We start from the raw sequence: 20,923 nt of genomic DNA on the forward strand, positions 1-20,923 counted from the left end.
ACGACGACTCCTGTAGATTCGTCGTGTTCGTTCACCGTGGCGTCTATTGAACGTTGTACGATCCGAAAGTCGACACACGAGAAAGCGACCGCTCGAGCACCGGAACACGCCGAAAATCGAGGAACCGATCAGGAGATCAGCTGCTCTTCGCCGCGCTCGACGACGATCCGACATGGGGGCGTGATCTTGTTGTACGCCCGGCGGAACGCGTCCTTCGCGAAGTCGGCGTCCTCGACGTCACACCAGACGGTGAACAGACGCTCACCGCGCTGGATGCGGGCGGCGGTGCCGACGATCTTCCCGAACGACTGGCGCATCCCGTCGGAGACACGGTCGGCGCCCGCACCCGTCGCCTGCTTGTTCTCGCGCAGGACCTGGTGGGGGAACTTCCGGAGGATCATTTTGTACTGAAACTCGCCGGCGTTCTTGATCATGTGGCGGTTCGCCGAGAGGCGGGCGGCCTCGAGGCTTCCGTGGCGGATCTGGCACTCCTCGTCGACGACGAGGCTGATCTGGACGGGATAGTCCTCGGGTTCGGCGCCGGTGTCACCCATCTTGTGCTGGGCGATCTTCGAACCGGGGATCCCGGTAATGTACTCGCGTCGCGTGTAGGCCGGCTTGTCGATTTGCCGGTACATCGAGGCAGGTTTGTCGGACATGGTTACTTGATGGGAACGAGGCCCACCGCGGGAATAAAGGCTTCGAACCGTTCCTGCAGTACCGTGGGTGTGAGAGACCGGGATTCAGACCAGGACGCTCGCAATCGTCCCCCTGATTCGGCTCGGAAACGTGCGTCAGTTCGACCGAAATACGCCCCACTGACTGCCGATCGACGGCGCGTTTAAGGGGACTGCCCCGTTAGTCACTGTCATGACGAGTTTCCGGATCGGGTCGCTGTTCGGCATTCCCATCAAACTCGACGTCACCTTTCTCCTGGTGCTCCCCTTCTTCGCGTACCTGATCGGAGTCCAGATCGAACCAGTCGCCGACCTCCTGAACGAGGTGATGGGCGCGGGCATCTCGAGCGAGGCCATCACCACCGGCACGACGCCGTGGGTACTCGGTCTCGTGGCCGCGATTGGGCTCTTCGTCGGCGTCGTACTTCACGAGCTCGGCCACTCGCTGACGGCCCAGCACTTTGGCTTTCCGATCGAGTCGATCACCCTCTGGCTGCTCGGCGGCCTCGCGGCGCTCTCGGAGATGCCCGAGGACTGGCGCCAGGAACTCGCGATCGCGATCGCCGGCCCAATCGTCTCCGTCCTCGTCGGGTTCGCCTCCTACGGTCTCTTTACCGTGACGCCGGCGTCGCTCGACGGGGTTCGGTTCGTGCTCGGCTACCTGGCCGTCCTGAATGTCGGCCTGGCGATCTTCAACATGGTCCCCGCGTTTCCGATGGACGGGGGACGGGTGCTCCGGGCGCTACTGGCGCGCAACCAGCCCTACGCCAGGGCGACCCAGCAGGCCGCGAGCGTCGGAAAACTGTTCGCCGTGCTCATGGCCCTCTTCGGCGTCCTGACCTTTCGGGTCTTGCTCATCGCCGTCGCCTTCTTCGTCTACATCGCCGCCTCCGGCGAGTCTCGCCAAGTGACGATGAAGGCTGCCTTCGAGGGCGTCACCGTCTCGGACATCATGACGCCAGCGACGGACCTCCACACTGTCGGCCCCAGTACCAGCGTCGCCGACCTCATCCGCCGCATGTTCAGCGAACGCCACACCGGCTACCCCGTCCTGGAGGACGGTTACCTGGTCGGTCTGGTCACCCTCTCGGACGCCCGGGACGTCAAGCCCGTCGAGCGCGACGCGTTCACCGTTTCGGACGTGATGAGCACCGAATTGAAGACCATCGAGCCGACCGCCGACGCGATGACGGCACTCGAGCGGATGCAACAGGACGACATCGGCCGGCTCCTGGTCGTCGACGGCAGGGGTGAGGGCGACCTCGTCGGCCTGATCACGCGGACAGACCTGATGACCGCACTGAACATCATCCGCGAAAGCGGGGCGTTGAACCCGGCGGCCGAGATCAGTACGGCCGACTGACGGATCGAGTGGTATCAGCCTCCCTTCTGGAGAAACGCCACGTAGTGTGCCTCGCGTTCGAGCGTCCGACCGGCCTATCCGAATCGCAGTTAGAAGAAGAACGCTTCGATGGTGCCGTTTCGAGTGCAAGGCCTCGCTCTCCCCCTCCGTCATCGATTTAGGCTCGCCCCTCGAACCGGCAAGTATGCGAGTCGAGTTCGACGAAGAGACGTGTATCGGGATGTACCAGTGCGTCGCCGAGTGGAGCGCCTTCGAGAAGGACAAGTCGGCGGGAAAAGCCGTCCTGTTAGAATCCGAGGAGGGCGAAGACGGTATCTTCGTCCGCGACGTGCCCGAGGACGCCGAACTCGACGCGAAGTTCGCCGCCCGGACCTGCCCCGTCGACGCGATCACGATCTACGACGACGACGGCGAGCAACTGATCCCCTGACGACGCCGTCGCTCGAGCGCTCGTCGTCGGCCAAGAAATCGTCGTGGTGTGCGACTTACTCGTCGAGGTGCTCGATACCCTTCTTCGAGACGTTCGCCTCGGTGATATCGCTCGGCATCCAGTCTGGCTTGTCGTCCGGCGCCTCTTCCTCCCAGGCCCAGCCGTCGTAGATGTGGACCTTCTCCGTGCCTTTCTCGCGGAGTCGGAGTTCGACGCGATCGGCGCTGTCCTCGCTGCTACCGGGATCGAGCCGCCGGGCCGCCTTCAGCGCGGCCTGTCGGGGCGTGTTGCCCGAGAAGACGCTCGATTCGTCGCCGCCGTTTTCGCGCAGTGCAAAGTTTCGCTTACCGTCTTCACGTACCATGGTTTTCGACCTCCGTGTCAACCCAGCACACGGTTTACTATAAAGATATCCCCGAAAACCGGCCGACGGCGCCGGTATCTTTAAGTGGGTAGCGAACACCACCTTTCGGCAAGACTCGTAGACGACGCCGTGGTAAGCGAATTGACTGATTCCGTCTCCCGTGTGAACGGGAGGCATTCGTTGTGGCGTAGAAAACACTTAAGTATATCCTACGGCGAAGTTCGTGCTAGAAACCCGCGATGGTACGGAAAAAGAAGCTGAGTCCAAGCGGTGCGAAAGACGACGACGGCAACTATCACAACGTTCACCTGAACCTCCACGAGGACGAACTCGCGGTCGCGGGTATGGATATCGGCGACGAGGTATTCGTCCGCGTCAGGGACGGTAAGATCATCATCCAGAAAGCCGACGAGGACGACGTCGAACACGAATTCTAACGCGCTCGGCCGGCCGGTATCGAATTGCTCTCGAGCGTGCTGCTTATCAGCGAGTATGCGGTCGATACACCTCGGCGGTTGTCATCGCAGGGTGGTGGTTATATTCTACTCGTGGGTGTATTCCCAAAGAGAGTGGGCTATCGGACGGATACGCCGGCGTCGAGTCGGGTCCTCGGTACCAGGGGATCGGCTGCAATCGCGGCCCCGTTTGCCGCCCGCATCGTCTGAATCGAATCGACCGAACCCGGCTATGACCGATGGCGGTACCAGGTACCGGGTACCAGATCGCACAGATTACCACGCGACCCCACCCCCCACATCGTGACACACACACGTTCACCGAACCTCTCCGGGTACGCAATCGACTGGTTTCGCGAACACGACCGGGAGTCGTTTCTGGACCTCTACGCTGCCGTCTTCGGCCGCCAGCGAACCGACGAGTGGTTTCGGTGGAAGTACGAGGCCAACCCGTACGTCGATCACGTTCCCATCGCCGTCGCAAGACGACAGCCTTCGGGGACCGTCGTCGGCTGTCGCGCCTACTTCCCGCTCGAGGTCAGCGTCGACGACGAGACGTACCTCGCGTTCCAACCCTGTGACACGATGGTCCACCCGGAGCACCGCCGTCGCGGGCTGTTCACGGCGATGAACCGCTGGGGCCTCGAGCGATACGATAACGACGGGCCGGCCTTTTTCTTCAACTTCCCGAACGCGCAGGCGAAACCGGGTAACGAACGACTCGGCTGGCGCCCGGTCGGAACCGTGCCGATGTACTACCGGGTCCAGAATCCCGTGGCGGTCCTCGCTCGATGGCTCCGGGCGGTCGGTTCGACCGTCGACGCCCGCGTGCCGATTACCGCCGATTCAGCCGGTACGAACGCCGGCCTCGAGTCGACCGATCAGTCGACCACCGGCGAAACGACGAGGCCGGCAGACGCGTTCGCTCGCGCCCTCACCAGTGCCGTGACCACGGGCCACCGACTGGGTGATCGATTGCTCGTACGGCGATCACTGCGCGACGCGGACGTCGACGTGAACGTAGAGCGGTACGATCTAGCACCAGTTGGAACGCTCGAGACGCTCGCGCGCCGGTCACGGCTGGACGGCATCCGCGTCCGCCGGTCGTCCACGTTCTACCGGTGGCGGCTGGACAATCCCCTCCACGAGTACGTGACCGTTCTCGCGAGGCGAACGGACACCGGACTCCCGATCGCCGCGATAATCGTCTCGCCACAGGACGACCACGTCCGGCTAGTCGACGCCCTCCCGCGCGGCGTCGACGCGAACGACCCCGCCGCTGCGGCGCTCGAGCACCTGTTCCTCGCGGTGCTCGAGGCGTACCGGAAGAAGCCGTTTCTCACGGCATTCGGGGACATCCTTCCCGATCCGCTCCGCTACCGGTTCCTTCCGGACACCCAGGTTCCCCTGGAGCCGATCCTCCGGCCGACCACGCGAACGCTGTACGCCCGCGGACTCGACGACGACGTGGGTCGGCGACTCGCCTCGAGCACGGTCGACGACTGGCACCTGTCGCGGCTAGACCTGGATACGACTTGAGCCGGGAGCTATAGGCGGATCAGGTCGAGGCGATTCACTCCGCCAGCGCCTCGAGGTCGAACTCGAAACCGGCGACGGGGACCTCCAGGTCGTGCTCGACGAGGACCTTTGGGTGTACCTCACCGATCACGCCGACCTCCTCGCCGTCGATGACGACGGCCGCCGTTCGACCGGGGATGTACGATGGATGCTCCGTTGGCGGCGTCTCGAGGTCGCCGCCGAAGCTCCGGACAAGTGCCTGCAGGCGGGCCTTGGCGTCCTCGTAGGCGGCGTCGTAGCGGGCGAGGACGGCGCCGACGTAGCGTCCTTCGCCGACGCCAGTGTTCTCGGCGTCGTCGACCCGCGCGGCGAACCCGATTTCGGCCAGGTCCTGGGGATACCGGCGGTGGGTGTTGTTCTCGAGGACCATCAGCAGCGAGGGCGTGATCCAGGTGCGCAGCATCGTGTAGTCCTCGCTGTAGGGCCCCTTGATCGTCGCGGGTTCACCCGCGCCGTAGGCGTCGTCGTCGGGTCCGAGAGTCATGCGCTCGAAGTTCTCGGCCTCGCTGATCATGTGGAAGTTCAGCAGGTCCTGGAAGCCGAGGCCGACCAGTCGGGTTCGGACGGCGTTTTCGAGGCGGGAGCGCTCGTGGCGGCCGCCGATGGTCCCCACGTCGGGGTAGCGCGGTTCGAGGTCGTTGAAGCCGTAAGCGCGCCCGAGGTCGTCGATGACGTCGAGGGGATGGAGGACGTCGACGCGGTAGGGCGGGATGGTGACCTCGTAGGTGAGGCTCTCGTGTTCGTCGCTCTCGTCTCCTTCGCCGTCCGCGGAGCCAGCCGTGGAGCCAGCCGCCGGTCCGTCGGTCTCCAACCGATCGGATCGCTCGGCCTCGAGCCCCGACCGCTCGGCCAGGTCGACCACCTGCTCGGGCTCGAGGTCGATCCCGAGGATGGACTCGATGCGAGCGTGGGGAACGGTCTTGGTCTTGGTCGAGAAGTCGGGCCGGACGACTCGCTGGTCTGGATACTCGACCGCAACCTCCTCCACCGTCGCGCCGCGGGCCGACAGCGCGTAGCAGACGATGTTGAGCATCCGGTCGATCGTCCACTGATCGGTGCCCGTCATCTCGACGAAGAGGTCTCGAGAGTCCGTCGAGACCTCCGTCCGGCGGCCGTTGATCACCGGCGGGAACGAGAACTGGCCCAGGTCGTCGTAGATTGCCGGGTAGCGCTCGTATTCGCTCACGAGGTCGGCGTACGTCTTGCCCGTCTGGTGTTCTTCGAGCACCTCGGCGGGCGTCAGTTCCTTATCCGAGTCCAGGGGCACGAAGCGGTCCTCGTCGGGTTCGACGCCGACGTACTCGATGGTGGGGTTGCCCTCGGTCGCCGCGCTCCCCTTCAACATCGTCAGGTCGTGAATTCCGATAGCTCCCTTCGCTCGCTTGCGCCCCATCGTCGCGTGAAGCTTCTCCTGGAGCTGGATCAGCGACTCCAGCGCCGCCTCGTTCAGGTCGACGTCCCGGATCACCGCGCCCGTGACGTACGGGCGCTCGTCGGGCACGGAGTCGTCGACAACGATGGTCCAGTCGTGGGCGTTCGTCGTCGGAACGTATACGCCGCGGGAATCGCCGTACTGGTACCGAAGCGAGCGGGCGACGCCCTCCACCGACAGCCGGTCGAGGCGGTCCGGGGCGAACTCGAGTTCGAACTCCCCCTCGTCCGTCCGGCCTTCGTACTCGAGGCCGAGGCCGAACAGATCCGATTTGAGGTCGTCGTCGCCTTTCTCCTCGTGGCCGGTCAGTTCGCGCAGTTCGTCGGGGTCGATTTCGACCGTGGGCATCAGTAGGTCACCTCCGTCTCGCGCAGCAGTTCCAGGTCACACAGCGTCCCGTGGATGTCCCGGATGTCCTCGAAGCCGTACATCAACATGAGCAGGCGCTCGAGGGCGAGCCCCCAAGCCATCACGTCACACTCGACGCCCAGCGGTTCTAGCATCTCTTCGCGGAAGATGCCCGAGTTGCCGATTTCCACCATCTCGCCCGTGGTCGGGTGCGTGCCGAACAGCTCGAACGACGGTTCGGTGTAGGGGTTGTAGTGGGGTTTGAACTCGATGTCCGTGATTCCGAACTGGGCGTAGAACTCCTCGAAGGTGCCCATCAGGTCCCGCACCGACAGGTTTTCGGCCATCACCCAGCCCTCGATCTGGAAGAACTCCAGCAGGTGGGTCGGGTCCAGCGTGTCGTTCCGGTAGACCTTCTCTACGCTGAAGTACCGCTGTGGTGGCTCGAGGTCGCCGATCTGGTGGCCCGACAGGTATCGCGCCGAGAGCGAGGTCGTGTGTCCACGAAGCGCGATGGCGCGCGCGAAGTCCTCGTCCCACGGCGAGTTGTAGCCCTCACCGTCCTCGCCGACGCCCTCGTGGTGGGCGCGTTCGACGCGTTCGACGAGGTCCTCTGGGAGGTGGTCGATGTGGGTCGGGTGTTCGAGGGCGAACCGGTCCCAGTGCGTTCTCGCCGGGTGGTCCTGGGGCATGAACAGGCAATCGTTGATCCAGAAGTCCGCGTCCGCGTGGGGACCGTCCATCTCCTGGAAGCCCATCCCAACGAGGGTGTCCTTGACCCGTTCGGCGGTCTGGCGCAAGATGTGGACGCTGCCGCCGTCGACGGGCGCCGCGTCGGCCTCGACGTTGTACTCGGTGAACTCGGCGTCGCGCCAGTCGCCGTCTTCGCGTGGCCCTTGGCCGCGCGAACGGTCAGCGAAGCCCTGCTTCGCCCAACTGGTCAGGAGGTCGGGGGTGATCTGACCGACCGTCTCGGCCGTCTCGATGCCCGCCATCAGCTCGGTGACGCCCGCCTCGGTGAGCGTCGCCTCGCGGACGGTCGACTCGCTTCGCTCGAGCAGGCCTCGCCGCTCGAGGTGCTCCAGGACGTCCTCGTCGATTTCGAGGGTGGCGGTCGCCGTTTCGGCGTCGGTGTTGGCGTCGCCGTCGGCGTCGCCGTTGCTGTGGCCATCGGCCAGCGCCTCGAGCGCGCCCGCCTCGGCGTCCGATTCGGGGTCAGCGTCGGGGTCGGCCGTGATCTCGCCGCCGTCGATCACGCCGTAGCCCTTGCGCGCGTAGTTCGACAGTGCGATGTTGACCTGGGGGCCCTCGAGCCCGGACTGGCCGATGACCCGGCCCATTTCGACGGCCTCGTCGTCGGCCCCGGCCGCGAGGGCGGCCTCGTAGAGGCGCACCTCGGGGAGGCCGTCGGTGGCGTACTCGTGACCCTCGTCGGTGAGGGCGATCGTTTCGTCGACCCACTCGCTGACGGCGACCAGCCCTGCCTCCTGAAGTTCGAAAACCGCGCCGGTGACGGTCTCGGGGGGCAGGTCGGTCGCGTCGGCGAGGGCGTCGACGCTCCGTGCCTCGTCTGCGCTCGCGGCCTGGACGACCGCGGCCTGTGGTGTGGGTAGGTGCATTCGCTTGCTCGTATGACTGGGTGTCGGTCAGTTAGCGGTTCCGAAGTCGCGGCCCCAGCGGTCGGGACGTCCTCCGACCGGTTTCGTCCCGCGGGCGAGATCAGCGTCGCCTCCGAGGGTCCACCGGCCGGTTACCGGGTAAAAAAGCCGAATCCCGCGCGGCGGCTGGTCGGCTGGGCGTCGATGCGGGCACGCGGTCGGGATTCGGGTGCCATATCCGCTACTGCGGCGAGTTGCGCCAAAAGCGTTGTGGTCAAGAGAGCGCCCGCTCGACCGCGGCAGCGACGCTGCGGGCCTTCTCGGCGAGTTCCGACGAAATCTGGCCGTCGGCGACGGCGGCCTCGAGTTCGTCCTCGTCGACGACCGACACCGACCCGTCGGCCCGCCGGATCACGTCGACGTGGAGGTCGACGTACCGGGCGCTGTGAGAGAACAGTTCCACGGGGGTACAGACATTCACGTAGGTGCCCTTCGTGGTTCCGTCGGCACCCTTGTACGTCGTCGGATACCACCAGCGCCCCTCCTTGAGTTTGGTGATCGCCACGTCGCCGTCCTGGATGGGCACCTCGAGCGCGTCGTAGATCCCACCCCCGCGCATGGCGCGCTCGAGGGTCAGGCTGCCGTCCTCGCTCCAGTCGGTGACCTCGCCCGTTCCGAGGGTGATGAGTCGACCGTCGGGCTTGCCGTGGCCGAGCGCGAGGCGGTCGCCCGTCGTCGGGCCGAACTGGCGGGAGACGGCGGCGAAGGGAAACGCCTCCTCGCCCGTCGGGCTGGCGACGGCCTCGGCGAAGTCGACGGCCGCGCTCGCCGACCGGTCGCCGGCCTTGATCCGGTGGTGGCCGACCATCGTGGTCTCGGCAGTTCGTCGCACCTCGTCCAGGGCGAACCGGGACTCGCGGCCGAACCAGAGCCAGGCGGTCGCCTGTGGGTCGGCGAGACGGGCGGGGTCGCCGGGTTCCTCGGGCACTTCCTCGAGACGCGACTCGAGCGTCTGGGCGCGAGAAACCGCGTTTTCGAGGGCTGCGGTCATCGCCTCCAGGTCGGCGTCCACGGCGCTGCGGTGCCACCGGAGGCCCCACCCCTCCGGAATCGCAATCGAGAGCAGGTCCGTCATCCCGACGAGTTCCTCGGCCCGCGCCCCGTCGAAATCGGCGCCGACGCCGTTTCGCTTCCGGGAGAGTGTACAGAGGCCGCCCTCGACGGTGAGTCCCGGTGTCAGGCGAGGGGCGTCGTCGTCCCACGGAGGCGTCGGCTCGCGAACCTGCAGGCGGTAGCAGTCGCCAGCGTCGACGTAGCCGTCGACGTCATCGTACGTGAGGTAGCCTCGTCGTCCGTCGCCGAGAGAGACGGGAGCGCCGCGGCCGCCGTCGGCCTCGTGGACCGCGCCGTCGAACACCGCTCCCCGAGGGACGGAATCCGCCCAGCCGAACGTGTCGAGCGCCAGCGAATCGAGGTGCTCGAGCACGCAGTCGACACAGTCGGGGTCGCCCGACACCTCGAGTCCCTGGCGGTCGCGGGTCGTCTCGATTCGAACGTCGGCGGGCGCCGTCGGGAAGTCGGTCTCGAATCGCGCACGGATTGGTTCCGAGGCCTGGACGACCGTGTGCCCGGCCTCGAGCAAGCGCTGGGTCACGGCGGTGGTGTAGATGCCGCGGACGCGAACACGAGCGTCGACGGCGGTACCTGGATCGGCCGACCCGTCGGTACCGCTACCCCCCTCCCTCATCGGAGCGTCTCCCGGTCGGCCGCGAATCGGACCCGGTCGTTGACCGAGGGGCCGAGCGTCAGTTCGACGTACTCCTCGTCGAACACCCGACCGTCCTGGACGTAGACGCCCCAGGTGTCGAATCGGAGCCAGCCGCGCATCTCGGCGGCGTGGGTGGTCAGGTCGAGGCCCTCCACGGCGTGTTCGGGGTACTCGGCGCTCGAGTGGGCCATGTCCAGGTCCGAGTAGACGGTGTCGTGGCGTTCGAAGAACGACTCGAGGGTCGCAGCGTCTGCGTCGACGGCCTCGACGACGAGTTCCGAGGCTCGCCGGAGGTCGTCGGTCTCGAGGCCGACCTCACGCAGGGCCCGCTGGGTTCGCTGGTCGAAGTGCATGGGCGACGGTTAGAACCGGGAGCGTTTGTGGATTGTGGGTTCGCGGCGAACGGTGACTCGAGTGAGCGAGATTTCGGGGCGAGCATCGGACGCTGGGGTCACGGCCATCGAGAGCTGATTCGGCGCTATCGGTGGGCGCGACCTTTGCGACGGACACGACAGCGGGTCGAGACGGCGGTGATGGTGAGAGGTCGAAACGGCGGTGATGGTGAGAGGTCGAGTCGGCGGTGACGGCGGCAACGGCTCGAGACGGCGGTGTTGGCAGCAACTGCTCGCTGTCGAAATCAGTCGTCGGCGTGAGCGCCGGTCAGCGAAGAATAGGTGGGATCGGACGGCAGAGACGTCGTCGGCGTCGGGTCGGCGTCGGGTTGTTCGGGTTCGATGCGTTCGGATTTGGTTTCGGGTTCAGGTTCGTCCTCGAGTCGTTTGGCCTCTTTCTCGAGTGTGCCGGCGATCGCCGGCGGAAGGTTTCGTACGTGTGTTGTGTCCTCCGGGGAGGGTGGCGACGTAAGGAGGACTCCACGGGTGGGTCGAGTCATGGTGAAGGGATGAAACGCATACCGCATAAAGCCGATCCTTAAACACCTATTGTCATATAATGCCATATAAGGAACGAGTGCCCACGAACGTATTTGATTGCTGGCTCGTGTATGGTGGATATGGCCAGCAAGCGCGACCCGATCGAACGAGCGGCCGGATCCTCGGCCGACCTTTACGACGTCTCGACCTGGGAGCCTCGCTCGCGACTCGACCGTTTCGCCGCCTGGCTGTACGCCGCGATCAGTTACGGACTCCACGCCATCGTTCTCGCCGTCGCCCTGTTGATCACGATTTCGCTCCTGGCTTCGCCCACGTTTCTCGTTCTCGACGAGCCACTCATCGGCGCGTTCTTCGCACTCTCGGTCGTCCCCGCCGCGTTCCTCGCCGCGTACATCTGGTACGCCGACATCACCACGAGCGAACCGCTCTCGCTCCTCGTCAGCACGTTCGTTCTGGCCGTCCTCTTCGCCACGTTCGCCGCCGTCACGAATACGTTCGCTGGCTCCTTCCTGCGGCCGGTTCCCATCGTCGGAACGATCCTCTTTTTCTACCTGATCGTCGGCCCCGTCGAAGAGGCGGTCAAACTCCTCGCCGTGCGCGTCTTCGCCTACCGGAGCGACTCCTTCGACGCCGTCATCGACGGCGCCGTCTACGGGGCCGTCGCGGGGCTGGGCTTCGCCGCCATCGAGAACGCCCTCTACATCACCCAGTCCGTCGGCACCGTCGGTGCCGAGACCAGCCTGTTCGCCGCCGCGGGCGGGATCACGACGACCCGCGCGCTCGCCGGCCCCGGCCACGTCATCTACTCCGCCATCGCCGGCTACTACCTCGGTCTCGCGAAGTTCAATCCGACGAACGCCGGCCCCATCGTCGTCAAAGGGCTACTCGTCGCCTCGTTCATCCACGCGACGTACAACGTCACCGTACAGATCGTCCCGCCGGTGATCGCCGCGTTCTGGGGACTGGGGCCCGCGCTCGCAGTGATCGTCTACGTCGTCGTCTACGACGGGCTGGCCGCCTTCTACCTCTACCGGAAACTCAGCCGCTACCGGCGAACCTACCGCGCCGTCCGGGACGACGGCGACGACCACGGCGCCGAGATGACGGAGTTCGAACCGGGTCAGCGGTGAGCACGCGGCCTCGACGCCATCCCGCTACTGCGGGGCCGCGAGGCGGTCGCGCTCGAGGTGCCCCTCGAGTAACCGCTCGACGTACTTCGCGAGGACGTCAACCTCGAGGTGGACGGGGTCGTCCGTGGACTTCTCCGAGAGGGTCGTCAGGTCGTAGGTCGTCGGGATGATCGCCACCGTCACCCGGCCGTCGTCGGTCAGGTCGGCCACGGTGAGGCTGATGCCGTCGAGGGTGATCGACCCCTTCTCGACGACGTAGCGGTCGTAACCCTCGGGGAGGTCGAACTCGAAGAACCAGTCGTCGCCGACGGACTCTACGCCGCGAACAGTCGCGACGCCGTCGACGTGCCCCTGGACGACGTGGCCGTCGAAGCGACCGTCGGCGGGCATCGCTCGCTCGAGGTTGACCGCGTCTCCGACTGCGAGCGAACCGAGGTAGGTTCGCTCGACGGTCTCGCTGGCGAGGAAGACCTCGAACCAGGTACCGGGGTCGAACGCTTCGACGGTCAGGCAGGCGCCGCTGACGCTGATCGACTGCCCGTGTGCGAGGTTCCTGGCGACCTCGTCCGCACCGATTCGGAGCCTCAGACCTTCGTCCGTCTCGGTTCGGTCGACGATTTTCCCGGTCTCTTCGACGATGCCGGTGAACATGCTCGAGATTCGCGCACTCGCGACCAAATACGTTCCGAATCTGTAACGCGTTCCACATTCGTTATGATGCTCGAGCGTAGTCGTCGTGTTTTTCCCGCTTCCCGACGAATACACCCGCAATGGGTGGCCTCATCGACACGATCAAACTCGCCGGTATCCTCGTCTTCGCCATCCCTGCAGGACTCGCCGGACTCGAACTGGCGTTGCGGGGGAACACGCTCGTCGGCGGCGCACTCGTCGCCCTGGCGATCATGCTGGTGGTCATCGACCACTATCTAACGACGCCCGGCGACGTTCCGGGGATGGTCGCGAGTCGAGTGGCCGGAAAAGCGGTTCGGGATCCCGACGAATCGGAGGAGTGACGGACGCAGATCGGACGGGCGCCTCAGCCTAACGCGTCGGCTAACGTCGACATCGACGCCGACACTGAACACCGACCAGGAGAGGGGAGTGTCAGGGAGCAGACTCCGCCACGTCGTCGATCGCGTACACGCGAACGCCCGTCGGCCGCTTCGTGAACTGTCCGAGCGACCGCCCCACGAGACGGTCGACCCCCGCGTCCGCAGCGACGTCGAGCAGCTGTTGGCTCACGATCCCATCGAAGAGCATCGTCGAAACCAAATCGGGATCAGCCGTCTCGAGCAACGCCTGGGCGTCGCTCGTCTCGCCCTCCTCCAGGATCTCGCCGTCGGCATCGAGGAAGCGAACGCGCTCGCTTCCGTTTCGGATCACCTCGGTGGCGTGGTCGTAGACGGTTCGCGGTTGCGGCTCCGCAGAATCGGTGGGCGCCGCCTCGGATTCGGGAGCGGGTCCGGTGCTTCGATTCGATGCCGAGCCGTCGTCGACGTCTCCCTCGAGCGACGGCGAATCGCACTCGGTTCCTGGACTCGAGTCGGGCTGAGCCGGCCCATCGGCTGGTGATTTAGGACTCGCCGGCGGCGCGGGCGTCTGGCTACCGTCGGTCGCGGCGATGGCGTCCCGCGGTTCGTTCGCCCCGGAGACGGATTCGAAGGGGACCTTGTTTCGCAGGGCCGTGAACAGCTGGGTGTGGTCGAGGTCCTCGACCGAGGTCCCCGCCGGGGCGAACGTGACGTAGTCGATGTCGCCGACCTGGGAGAGTTCCTCGAATATCAGGTCGCCGCCGCGGTCGCCGTCGAGGAACACCGTCACCGTCCGGTGGTGAGTGAGTTCTGCGACCGCGTCGGGCACGTTCGTCCCCTCGACGGCGATAGCGTTCTTGACGCCGTACTTGAGCATGGTGAGGACGTCCGACCGCCCCTCGACGACGATGATGGCGTCGCTTTCGGCGACCCGCGGACCGGCTGGCAGCCCCTCGAACTCGGTGACGTCTGCGACGCGGACGTACTCGCGAACCTCCTCGAGGATCTCGTCTGAGGACATGACGGAGTCGTCGAAGCCCGTTCGGAGGAGTTCCTTCGCCCGCTCGACGACGTCCTTGCGCTTTGCCGCGCGGACGTCTTCGATGTCGCCGACTTCGAGATTCGCTCGGCAGGGGCCGACCCGGGTAATCGTCTCGAGGGAGGCCGCGAGCGTGGCGGTCTCGACCTTGTCGAGGCTGGTCGCGATCGTCAGGTGACCCTGCGACGTTCCGCGAGTGCTGGTGATTTCGACGTCGATACGACCGACTTTTCCCGACTGGCGAAGATCCCGAAGATCGAGTTCGTCGCCGAGGAGGCCCTCGGTCTGGCCGAAGATGGCGCCGACGACGTCACTACGCTCGACCACCCCGTCGGCCATGACGTTCGCCCGAATGAGATATTTTGACGTGTCTTCCATGGGAGATCCGGCCCGTGTTGGACCTGCGGCGCGAACATCGCGCTGTAGACCGTTTACTCGTATATAGGCGCTCGACGGCAAATACCTGTTGACCGGCACGTTCGCCTCGAAGGGGAGTCTGCCAAGCCGTGACGTCGCCTCTCGAGTGATACACAGTGCCACACCACCATTGCCTTGATGGGCACGTCGGCGTGAGAGAACGTATGAGCGAGGAGACGCGGGACTCCGATTCGGGCGCCGAACGGTGCGAGCGCGGCGAACGTTCGGACCACGACGACGACCGCACTCGAGCGCAGGACCTGTCGTCGCTCGACCCCGAGCGCTACTACGACGAGTACGGCTACGAGGAGTGGGACCGCCTCGAGGCGACCCTGGGCGGCCACCTCGAGTTCGAGGGGACGACGACCTACCTCGAACGGTACCTGCCGAACTCGGGCTGCGTCCTGGATGCGGGCGGCGGCGCGGGCAGATACGCCGTCTGGCTCGCCGAGCGCGGCTACGTGGTGACGCTCGTCGATCGCAGTCGCCGTCAGTGTGAACTCGCTCGAGCGAAGGCCCGCGAACATGGCGTCGCCGACCGCGTGACGGTCGAGCGCGCCGACCTGCGCGCGCTCCCGTTCGCCGACGAGCGCTTCGACGCCGTCTGCTGTACCGGCGGGCCGCTCTCCCATCTTACCGATGAGGCCAACCGGGAGCGGGCGCTCGCGGAACTCCGCCGCGTCGCCCGACCCGAGAGCCCCGTCTTCGTCTCCGTCATGGGTCGACTCGCGGTCCTCCAGAACCTCGTTCGCTCCGCCGAGTACGTTCCCGGTGTCCCAGCGATGGCTGAGAGTGGGACCTACGACGCCGACTTCGCCCGCGAGCACCTCGCCCACCTCGAGGAACCCGGCTTCACCGCGTGTCACTTCTTCCGGGCCGCGGAACTCGAGGCCGTCCTGGAGTCGGCCGGATTCGATGTCGGCGCGCTGGTCGGACTCGAGGGAATCGCGGCGAACGTCGGCGAGCGACAGGACCTGGCGGACCTCGAGCCGGACGCGGTCGAGGCCGTCACCGAAGCCGTTCGCGGCCTGCGAACTGATCCTGCCGTTGTCGACTGGTCGAATCACATCCTGGCAGTCGCCCGAGCCTGACCGCTCACTATTGTTGTTGAATTATTTTACTATAGAAGCAATAGTATCAGCCTTGCTCACTCGAGCGGCTCCGTCACCTTCGCGGGGTTGGTAGGTTCGGTGAGACGGACCCGGCCATCACCGTGAACAGTCACGTGGTACCCCTCGTAGGTAAACTCGAAGACCCGATCCTCGAGGTCGGCGCCGCTGTTTCGTGGACGGAACAGCGCGTTTAGCGCGTCCGGGTCGATGACCTCGTAGATTGGCGGCATCTCGATCAGCGACCGCCCGGAAGCCGCGGCAACCAGGTCGACGATCGTCTCGACCGGCCCCTCCGTCGGATCGAACGATTCCGTGTGCGTGCGTTTCGTTCGATCGACGGTCGCGGATGGAGGGAGCGAATCGTCAGCGGAATCCATACAGCCATCCACTCGAGTCGCCCCCATGTCTCTGGTGCTGATTATATTGATCCTTTAAGTACAATCTTTCGAAACGACGTCACGATACCGCGTCCTCGAGGAGAGCGCGCGAGGATACGACGAGTCGACGCTCGTGCGAATGAGAAGGGCACATACGGCGTTTCGTGGAGTCTCGAGGGCCGGTAGTGCATTGGGGACGGACGCAACGTTCATAGTCGCCGACTGGAAAGGGTACCGCATGGATTCGCTCCTCCGCCTCGCCGGACTCGGCTTGCTCGCGCTCGTGGTCCTCTGGGTCGTCCTCGAGGTCGTCGTCGGCATCGTCTCGGCGGTCGTCAGCCTCGTGATCCTCGCCGTGGTGGTCGCGCTCGCGTACCTGGCGTACAGCGCGCTCGCGTAGACGCCGGAGGGCAAAAACCAGTCCCAGTTTCAGTCCCGGTCTCGGTCCCAGTCCCGGTCTCGGTCCCAGTCTCAGCTTTCCGCCGCCTCGAGCAACTCGATCGCCTCCGCCCGGAGTTCGTCCGCCCGGTCGGCAGACCGCGCTTCGGCGGTAACCCGAATCAACGGCTGCGTACCACTCGCCCGGAGCAGAAACCAGCCGTCGCCGCGGTCGACACGCACGCCATCGAGGGTGTCGACGTCGTCGTAGCGCTCGAGGACCGACTCCCCGACTGCGTCCATCACGGCGCCCTTCTGGCCTCGAGCAACTCGATCGCCTCCGCCCGGAGTTCGTCCGCCCGGTCGGCAGACCGCGCTTCGGCGGTAACCCGAATCAACGGCTGCGTACCACTCGCCCGGAGCAGAAACCAGCCGTCGCCGCGGTCGACACGCACGCCATCGAGGGTGTCGACGTCGTCGTAGCGCTCGAGGACCGACTCCCCGACTGCGTCCATCACGGCGCCCTTCTGGTCGACCTCGAGGGAATCCCGCCGGATGGGGTAGGTGTCGACGCTGTCGACGAGTGCCGAGAGTGGGCCGGATTCGGCGACCAGTTCGACGAGTTTCGCGGCCGCGAGCGGACCGTCCGGACAGAGCGTTTCCGCGGGCCAGATCCAGGCGCCGCTGGGTTCGCCGCCGAAGACGACGTCCGCGTCGGTCGCCCGCTCGGCCACGTAGACGTCGCCGACCGGCGTCTTCGTGAGCGTCGCACCGACGTCGGCCAGCGCGTCGTCGACGGTCAGGCTGGTATCCACCGGTGCAGCCACCCGGTCACCCTCGCCCGCGGCCTCCCGGGCGAACAGCGCCAGCAGGACGTCCTTCGGGACGAACCTCCCCGTCTCGTCGACCGCAACCATTCGGTCGGCGTCCCCGTCGTGGGCGATGCCGAGATCCGCGTCTGTCGCGGCGACCGTCTCGAGCAGCGTCTCCAGGGTCTCCTCGTTCGGTTCGCTCGGCCGGCCGGGGAACGAGCCATCGGGCTGGCCGTTGAGCGTCGTGACCGTACACCCGAGGTCGGCGAGCACGTCCGCAGTGACCCGCCCCGCGCCGTTCCCGAGGTCGAGCACGATCGAGAGCGGCGTTTCGAGCGAGACGGCGTCCTGGATGGCGTCGGCGTGGTCCGCTGTGGCGTCCTGGTACGCGCGAACGGTGCCGTGGCCGTCCCAGCCTGCGAGGTCGTAGTCCCCCCGCTCGATGCGGGCTGAAATCGCGTCTCGCTGGTCGGGCCCGAACGCCTTTCCGGAGGGCGTCCAGAGCTTGATTCCGTTGTCAGTTGCCGGGTTGTGTGAGGCCGTGATGACAACGCCTGCGTCGGCCTCGAGTGTTCCGACCGCGCGGGCGACGGTGGGCGTGGCTGCGAGTCCGAGGTCGACGACGTCCGCGCCGCACTCACGGAGGCCGGCCTCGAGCGCCCGGCCGAGCACCCTGCCGCTCTCCCTGGCGTCGCGGCCGAGGACGACCCGCTCGTAGTCCTCGGAGGCGACCGCTCGGCCAACCGAGAGCGCGAGTTCGGCCGTGACTTCCTCACCCACGGCACCGCGAATACCGCTCGTTCCGAACATAGCGAGGAGTGTGACGTACGGTTACGTTATACTGTCGGTTGGACCAGTCGAGAGCGACGGCTATTGCTGGCGCTCGAGAGATTTTAATCGACAGTATTGGATGTCGGTTGGACCAGTCGAGAGCGACGGCTATTGACGGCGCTCGAGAATACGTTCCGGGAGGCGTTCGTCGCTACGGTCGAAGAAAGTCGAAGAGAGGATACGGTTTCGAGCGAACCGATCGTCAGTTGCTGGTTTCGTTTTTCGTGGTGTCGTCGGTGTCGTTGGTGTCGTCGGTGTCGTTCGATTCTTCGGAGTCGTTGGTATCGTCGGTGTCGTTAGCGTCGTCGGTGCCCTCTGTCTCGTCACTCTCGTTGGAATCGTCTGGCTCGTCAGACTCGGTCTCGTCCGTCTCCTCACTCGAATCTGACTCGACATCCGGGTTGAAGTGAATGTTTTTGGCGACGGCACCGTAGATGTCGTCGTACTGTTTGTCTTTGTCCATCAGGAAGACCTCGACGGTCAGGCGCTCGTTTTCGCCGAACTCCTCGAGACCGCCAGGCCGGACCTCGATGTGGAACGTCCCGTTGTCGGTCATCTCGACCTGACCGGTGCGCTCGACGATCTTTCGATTGCCTTTCCCTTCGTTAATCTTGACGAAGAAGTACGGCTCACCGACGACGTCACCGTACTCCGGCGGGTCGACGTCCTCCATGCTCGTGTTGGCGACGATCTCGATGTTGAAGTCCGAGTAGCCCTCGCCGTTTTCCGCCTCTACTTTGTCGACGAACTCGACACTTTTGATCCGGGTCGAGTTCTCGTCTTTCCATTCGAGCGGCATGTTCGGCTGCTGTGGCGGCGACCACCTGGACTGGGTCGATTCGTCGTCTTCCCGATCCTCGGTGGAACCGCCACCGTTCGCGTCCTCGGTGGAACCGTCACCGTCCGAGTCGTCTTCGGCGTCCTGGCTCTCGTTCGACGAATCGTCCCCGGTAGTATCGGTCTCTGACGTGTTCTCCGACGGATCCTCCACATCGGGCTGTGTCTCCTCCGGCGAGTCGCCCGCTCCGAACCCTCCGAGGGACGTACACCCCGAGAGGGCGACGAGCAGGACGACGCAGACCACAGCGAGTGTTCTGAACTGCATCTTGGACGTCGGTATCGGTTTCCGTCATATCATTATAACCCTGATAAGTCTCCTTGGTCGCCATATAACAACTCCATAGTCGAGTTCATCGACGGGGAAAGCCGTGTTCGAGGGACCGATTACGGGCATTTGCCGAGGCTCGAGTGACGACGTGCGAACAAGGTCGAATCGAGTGGCGCGTCGCTCGAGTCGACAGCCGTCAGACTGTCTCCGGGAGCCGTCAGTCGCTAGACCGTCTTCGGAAGCCACCCACCGTCAGACCGTCTCCGGGAGCCACCCACCGTCAGACCGTCTCCGGGAGCCACCCACCGTCAGACCGTCTCCGGGAGCCACCCACCGTCGACCTCGAGGTTCTGACCGCTCACGTAGTCGCTCTCCGGGTCGACGAAGAACAGGAGCGGACGGACGAGGTCGTCGAAACTGGCAGGACGCCCTCGAGGAATCTCCTCGGGAAACGCGTCGGAGTTCTCGACGACGTACGGCGAGATGGCGTTCACGGTGATACCGTCGTCCTGAGTGTCGGCGGCGAGCATCCGCGTGAACATGATCACGCCCGCTTTGGCGACGAAGTACGGGAAGTTCACCGGGTTGACGAGTCCCTTCTCACTCGAGGCATTGCCAAGGTTGACGATGCGGCCGAATCCGTTCTCGCGCATGCCGGGGAGGGCGCGCTTCGAGCAGAGGTAGGTGCCGTTGAGGTTCGTCTCCAGGACGCGGGCCCAGGTCTCGAACTCGATGTCGGCCCAGTGGGTGGGCGCGAAGTCGCCGACGTTGTTGACGAGTACGTCGACGGTCCCCAGGTCGTCCTCGACGCTCGAGAACAGTTCGTCGACGCTTCCGGGGTCGGTCACGTCGCCGCGAACCGTCGTGACGGCCTCGGCGCCGCGGTCTCGAGCCTCGTCGGCGACCGAGCGGGCGGCCGCGTCACTGGTGTGATAGTGGACAGCCGTCTTCGCGCCGCGTTCAGCCAGTGCAAGCAAGAACGCTCGACCGATGCCGCGAGCGCTGCCGGTGACCACTGCGGTACGGCCGGTGAGGTCTGGGTCGTCCATATCCCATCCTCGCTCAGGAGCACGAAAAGTCGCCGGGGTCGGTAGTTGGGGATTTTTACTCAAAGTCGAGTAAGAGTATGAACGCTTAAGGTCGTGGACGGTATACGTACTGAATATGACGCTCGAAAGAATCCTGCTCGCGGTTGGTCCGGGTGATGCCGAACGGACGGACGCACTCGCCGAAGCAGTGATCGAAGTCGCAGCGCCCGCAGAGTCAACGGTCGTGCTCGCTCACGTCTTCACCGACGACGAGTACGAAAAGGTCTTAGACCAGCTCTCGTTCGACCGTGACGTCAAGGAGGTCGACCCGAACGAAGTCGCCGGACGCCACGCCACTATCCGAGACCTGCGACAGCCGCTCGACGACGCGGGCGTGAGCTACGAGGTTCGCGGTTCGGTGGGCGACCACGGCAAGGCAATCGTCGATCTGGCAACCGACGTGAGCGCCGACCGCGTCGTCGTCGGCGGGCGAAAACGCTCCCCGACCGGGAAGGCCGTCTTCGGCTCGACCGCCCAGGAAGTCTTGCTCTCGGCGCCGTGTCCCGTGACGTTCGTCCGCAGTTCCGATTGATCGAGTCCCGACTGATCGAATGCCAATTTCGGACCGCGAGCGACCGCCCAGGATGACGATATACTCTGCCGTTCTCGCCCCTGTCGCTCGAAGTGCCGAATAAACCGCCCGTCACGTGAAACGCGTTCCCTCACGTTTTATCGCCCGTGAGTCCTTGCCACG

Annotated in this window: 22 protein-coding genes and 1 pseudogene; 9 read left to right on the top strand and 14 right to left on the bottom strand. The window is 65.3% G+C overall.

From position 1 onward, the window contains the following. Positions 1 to 128 precede the first annotated feature (128 nt). Complete coding sequence (locus NGM15_RS10825; RefSeq protein WP_253430674.1) at positions 129 to 659, bottom strand: 50S ribosomal protein L16; 531 nt, start codon at positions 657 to 659, stop codon at positions 129 to 131. A gap of 211 nt (positions 660 to 870) precedes the next feature. Between NGM15_RS10825 and NGM15_RS10830 the strand changes: the two genes are divergently transcribed. Then, positions 871 to 2,040, top strand: a complete 1,170-nt coding sequence (locus NGM15_RS10830; RefSeq protein ID WP_253430677.1) for a CBS domain-containing protein — start codon at positions 871 to 873, stop codon at positions 2,038 to 2,040. A 184-nt stretch (positions 2,041 to 2,224) separates the two neighbouring features. Then, positions 2,225 to 2,470, top strand: coding sequence for a ferredoxin (locus tag NGM15_RS10835; RefSeq protein ID WP_253430679.1), 246 nt, complete (start codon positions 2,225 to 2,227; stop codon positions 2,468 to 2,470). A 55-nt stretch (positions 2,471 to 2,525) separates the two neighbouring features. Here the strand turns inward: NGM15_RS10835 and NGM15_RS10840 are convergent, their stop codons facing one another. Further along, positions 2,526 to 2,834, bottom strand: coding sequence for a non-histone chromosomal MC1 family protein (locus NGM15_RS10840; RefSeq protein WP_253430680.1), 309 nt, complete (start codon positions 2,832 to 2,834; stop codon positions 2,526 to 2,528). A gap of 239 nt (positions 2,835 to 3,073) precedes the next feature. Here NGM15_RS10840 and NGM15_RS10845 point away from each other — a divergent pair, with 239 nt between their 5' ends. After that, positions 3,074 to 3,271, top strand: coding sequence for a hypothetical protein (locus NGM15_RS10845; protein ID WP_008013187.1), 198 nt, complete (start codon positions 3,074 to 3,076; stop codon positions 3,269 to 3,271). Between the two features lie 321 nt (positions 3,272 to 3,592). Continuing rightward, a complete protein-coding gene (locus NGM15_RS10850) occupies positions 3,593 to 4,828 on the top strand; it encodes a GNAT family N-acetyltransferase (protein WP_253430682.1) in 1,236 nt (411 codons plus the stop codon). A 34-nt stretch (positions 4,829 to 4,862) separates the two neighbouring features. Here NGM15_RS10850 and NGM15_RS10855 read toward each other — a convergent pair whose 3' ends face one another. From NGM15_RS10855 to NGM15_RS10875, 5 genes are all read right to left on the bottom strand, one after another. After that, positions 4,863 to 6,647 (bottom strand): tRNA ligase subunit PheS family protein, encoded by a 1,785-nt coding sequence (locus NGM15_RS10855; RefSeq protein ID WP_253430684.1) that lies wholly within the window; start codon positions 6,645 to 6,647, stop codon positions 4,863 to 4,865. Next, positions 6,647 to 8,266, bottom strand: coding sequence for a phenylalanine--tRNA ligase subunit alpha (gene pheS, locus NGM15_RS10860; RefSeq protein WP_253430685.1), 1,620 nt, complete (start codon positions 8,264 to 8,266; stop codon positions 6,647 to 6,649). The genes NGM15_RS10855 and pheS overlap by 1 nt, the downstream gene beginning before the upstream one ends. 253 nt (positions 8,267 to 8,519) lie before the next feature. Beyond that, positions 8,520 to 9,992: a ribonuclease FAU-1 family protein gene (locus NGM15_RS10865; protein ID WP_253430686.1), complete on the bottom strand. Its 1,473-nt coding sequence runs from the start codon at positions 9,990 to 9,992 to the stop codon at positions 8,520 to 8,522. Continuing rightward, positions 9,989 to 10,366, bottom strand: coding sequence for a DUF7532 family protein (locus tag NGM15_RS10870; RefSeq protein WP_253430687.1), 378 nt, complete (start codon positions 10,364 to 10,366; stop codon positions 9,989 to 9,991). The genes NGM15_RS10865 and NGM15_RS10870 overlap by 4 nt, the downstream gene beginning before the upstream one ends. Before the next feature lie 284 nt (positions 10,367 to 10,650). Further along, entirely contained in the window at positions 10,651 to 10,905 is a 255-nt protein-coding gene (locus NGM15_RS10875; RefSeq protein ID WP_253430688.1) for a hypothetical protein, read from the bottom strand. A 120-nt stretch (positions 10,906 to 11,025) separates the two neighbouring features. Here NGM15_RS10875 and NGM15_RS10880 point away from each other — a divergent pair, with 120 nt between their 5' ends. Further along, entirely contained in the window at positions 11,026 to 12,036 is a 1,011-nt protein-coding gene (locus NGM15_RS10880; protein ID WP_253430689.1) for a PrsW family intramembrane metalloprotease, read from the top strand. A 24-nt stretch (positions 12,037 to 12,060) separates the two neighbouring features. Here NGM15_RS10880 and NGM15_RS10885 read toward each other — a convergent pair whose 3' ends face one another. Further along, positions 12,061 to 12,687: a riboflavin synthase gene (locus NGM15_RS10885; RefSeq protein WP_253430690.1), complete on the bottom strand. Its 627-nt coding sequence runs from the start codon at positions 12,685 to 12,687 to the stop codon at positions 12,061 to 12,063. Between the two features lie 119 nt (positions 12,688 to 12,806). On the opposite strand from NGM15_RS10885, the gene NGM15_RS10890 reads away from it, so the two are divergent. Next, positions 12,807 to 13,049 (top strand): DUF7533 family protein, encoded by a 243-nt coding sequence (locus tag NGM15_RS10890; RefSeq protein WP_253430692.1) that lies wholly within the window; start codon positions 12,807 to 12,809, stop codon positions 13,047 to 13,049. 91 nt (positions 13,050 to 13,140) lie between these two features. Here NGM15_RS10890 and dnaG read toward each other — a convergent pair whose 3' ends face one another. Further along, positions 13,141 to 14,484 carry a DNA primase DnaG gene (dnaG, locus tag NGM15_RS10895; protein ID WP_253430694.1) on the bottom strand — a complete coding sequence of 448 codons (1,344 nt, stop codon included), beginning with the start codon at positions 14,482 to 14,484 and terminating at the stop codon, positions 13,141 to 13,143. Between the two features lie 203 nt (positions 14,485 to 14,687). On the opposite strand from dnaG, the gene NGM15_RS10900 reads away from it, so the two are divergent. Continuing rightward, positions 14,688 to 15,614: a class I SAM-dependent methyltransferase gene (locus NGM15_RS10900; protein WP_253430695.1), complete on the top strand. Its 927-nt coding sequence runs from the start codon at positions 14,688 to 14,690 to the stop codon at positions 15,612 to 15,614. A gap of 56 nt (positions 15,615 to 15,670) precedes the next feature. Here the strand turns inward: NGM15_RS10900 and ddfA are convergent, their stop codons facing one another. Then, a complete protein-coding gene (ddfA, locus tag NGM15_RS10905) occupies positions 15,671 to 16,012 on the bottom strand; it encodes a DdfA family disk-determining factor (protein ID WP_253430696.1) in 342 nt (113 codons plus the stop codon). Between the two features lie 238 nt (positions 16,013 to 16,250). Here ddfA and NGM15_RS10910 point away from each other — a divergent pair, with 238 nt between their 5' ends. Further along, positions 16,251 to 16,412, top strand: a complete 162-nt coding sequence (locus NGM15_RS10910) for a hypothetical protein (RefSeq protein ID WP_253430697.1) — start codon at positions 16,251 to 16,253, stop codon at positions 16,410 to 16,412. Between the two features lie 71 nt (positions 16,413 to 16,483). Here NGM15_RS10910 and NGM15_RS10915 read toward each other — a convergent pair. The 4 genes and pseudogenes from NGM15_RS10915 to NGM15_RS10930 all read right to left on the bottom strand — a co-directional run. After that, positions 16,484 to 16,705 (bottom strand): annotated as a pseudogene (locus NGM15_RS10915) (phosphoglucosamine mutase); the annotation flags it as partial. Continuing rightward, positions 16,693 to 18,012 (bottom strand): phosphoglucosamine mutase, encoded by a 1,320-nt coding sequence (gene glmM / locus NGM15_RS10920; RefSeq protein ID WP_253430698.1) that lies wholly within the window; start codon positions 18,010 to 18,012, stop codon positions 16,693 to 16,695. The gene glmM and the pseudogene NGM15_RS10915, both read right to left, overlap by 13 nt. Positions 18,013 to 18,235: 223 nt before the next feature. Further along, a complete protein-coding gene (locus NGM15_RS10925) occupies positions 18,236 to 19,138 on the bottom strand; it encodes a hypothetical protein (protein WP_253430699.1) in 903 nt (300 codons plus the stop codon). 311 nt (positions 19,139 to 19,449) lie between these two features. Further along, the gene (locus NGM15_RS10930) at positions 19,450 to 20,190 is read right to left on the bottom strand and encodes an SDR family NAD(P)-dependent oxidoreductase (protein WP_253430700.1); all 741 of its coding nucleotides are present in this window, start codon (positions 20,188 to 20,190) and stop codon (positions 19,450 to 19,452) included. A gap of 115 nt (positions 20,191 to 20,305) precedes the next feature. Between NGM15_RS10930 and NGM15_RS10935 the strand changes: the two genes are divergently transcribed. Beyond that, positions 20,306 to 20,761, top strand: a complete 456-nt coding sequence (locus tag NGM15_RS10935) for a universal stress protein (RefSeq protein WP_253430701.1) — start codon at positions 20,306 to 20,308, stop codon at positions 20,759 to 20,761. The last annotated feature ends 162 nt before the right edge of the window (positions 20,762 to 20,923 follow it).

It is taken from the genome of Natronosalvus halobius (assembly GCF_024138145.1).
Classification (GTDB): Archaea; Halobacteriota; Halobacteria; order Halobacteriales; family Natrialbaceae; genus Natronosalvus; species Natronosalvus halobius.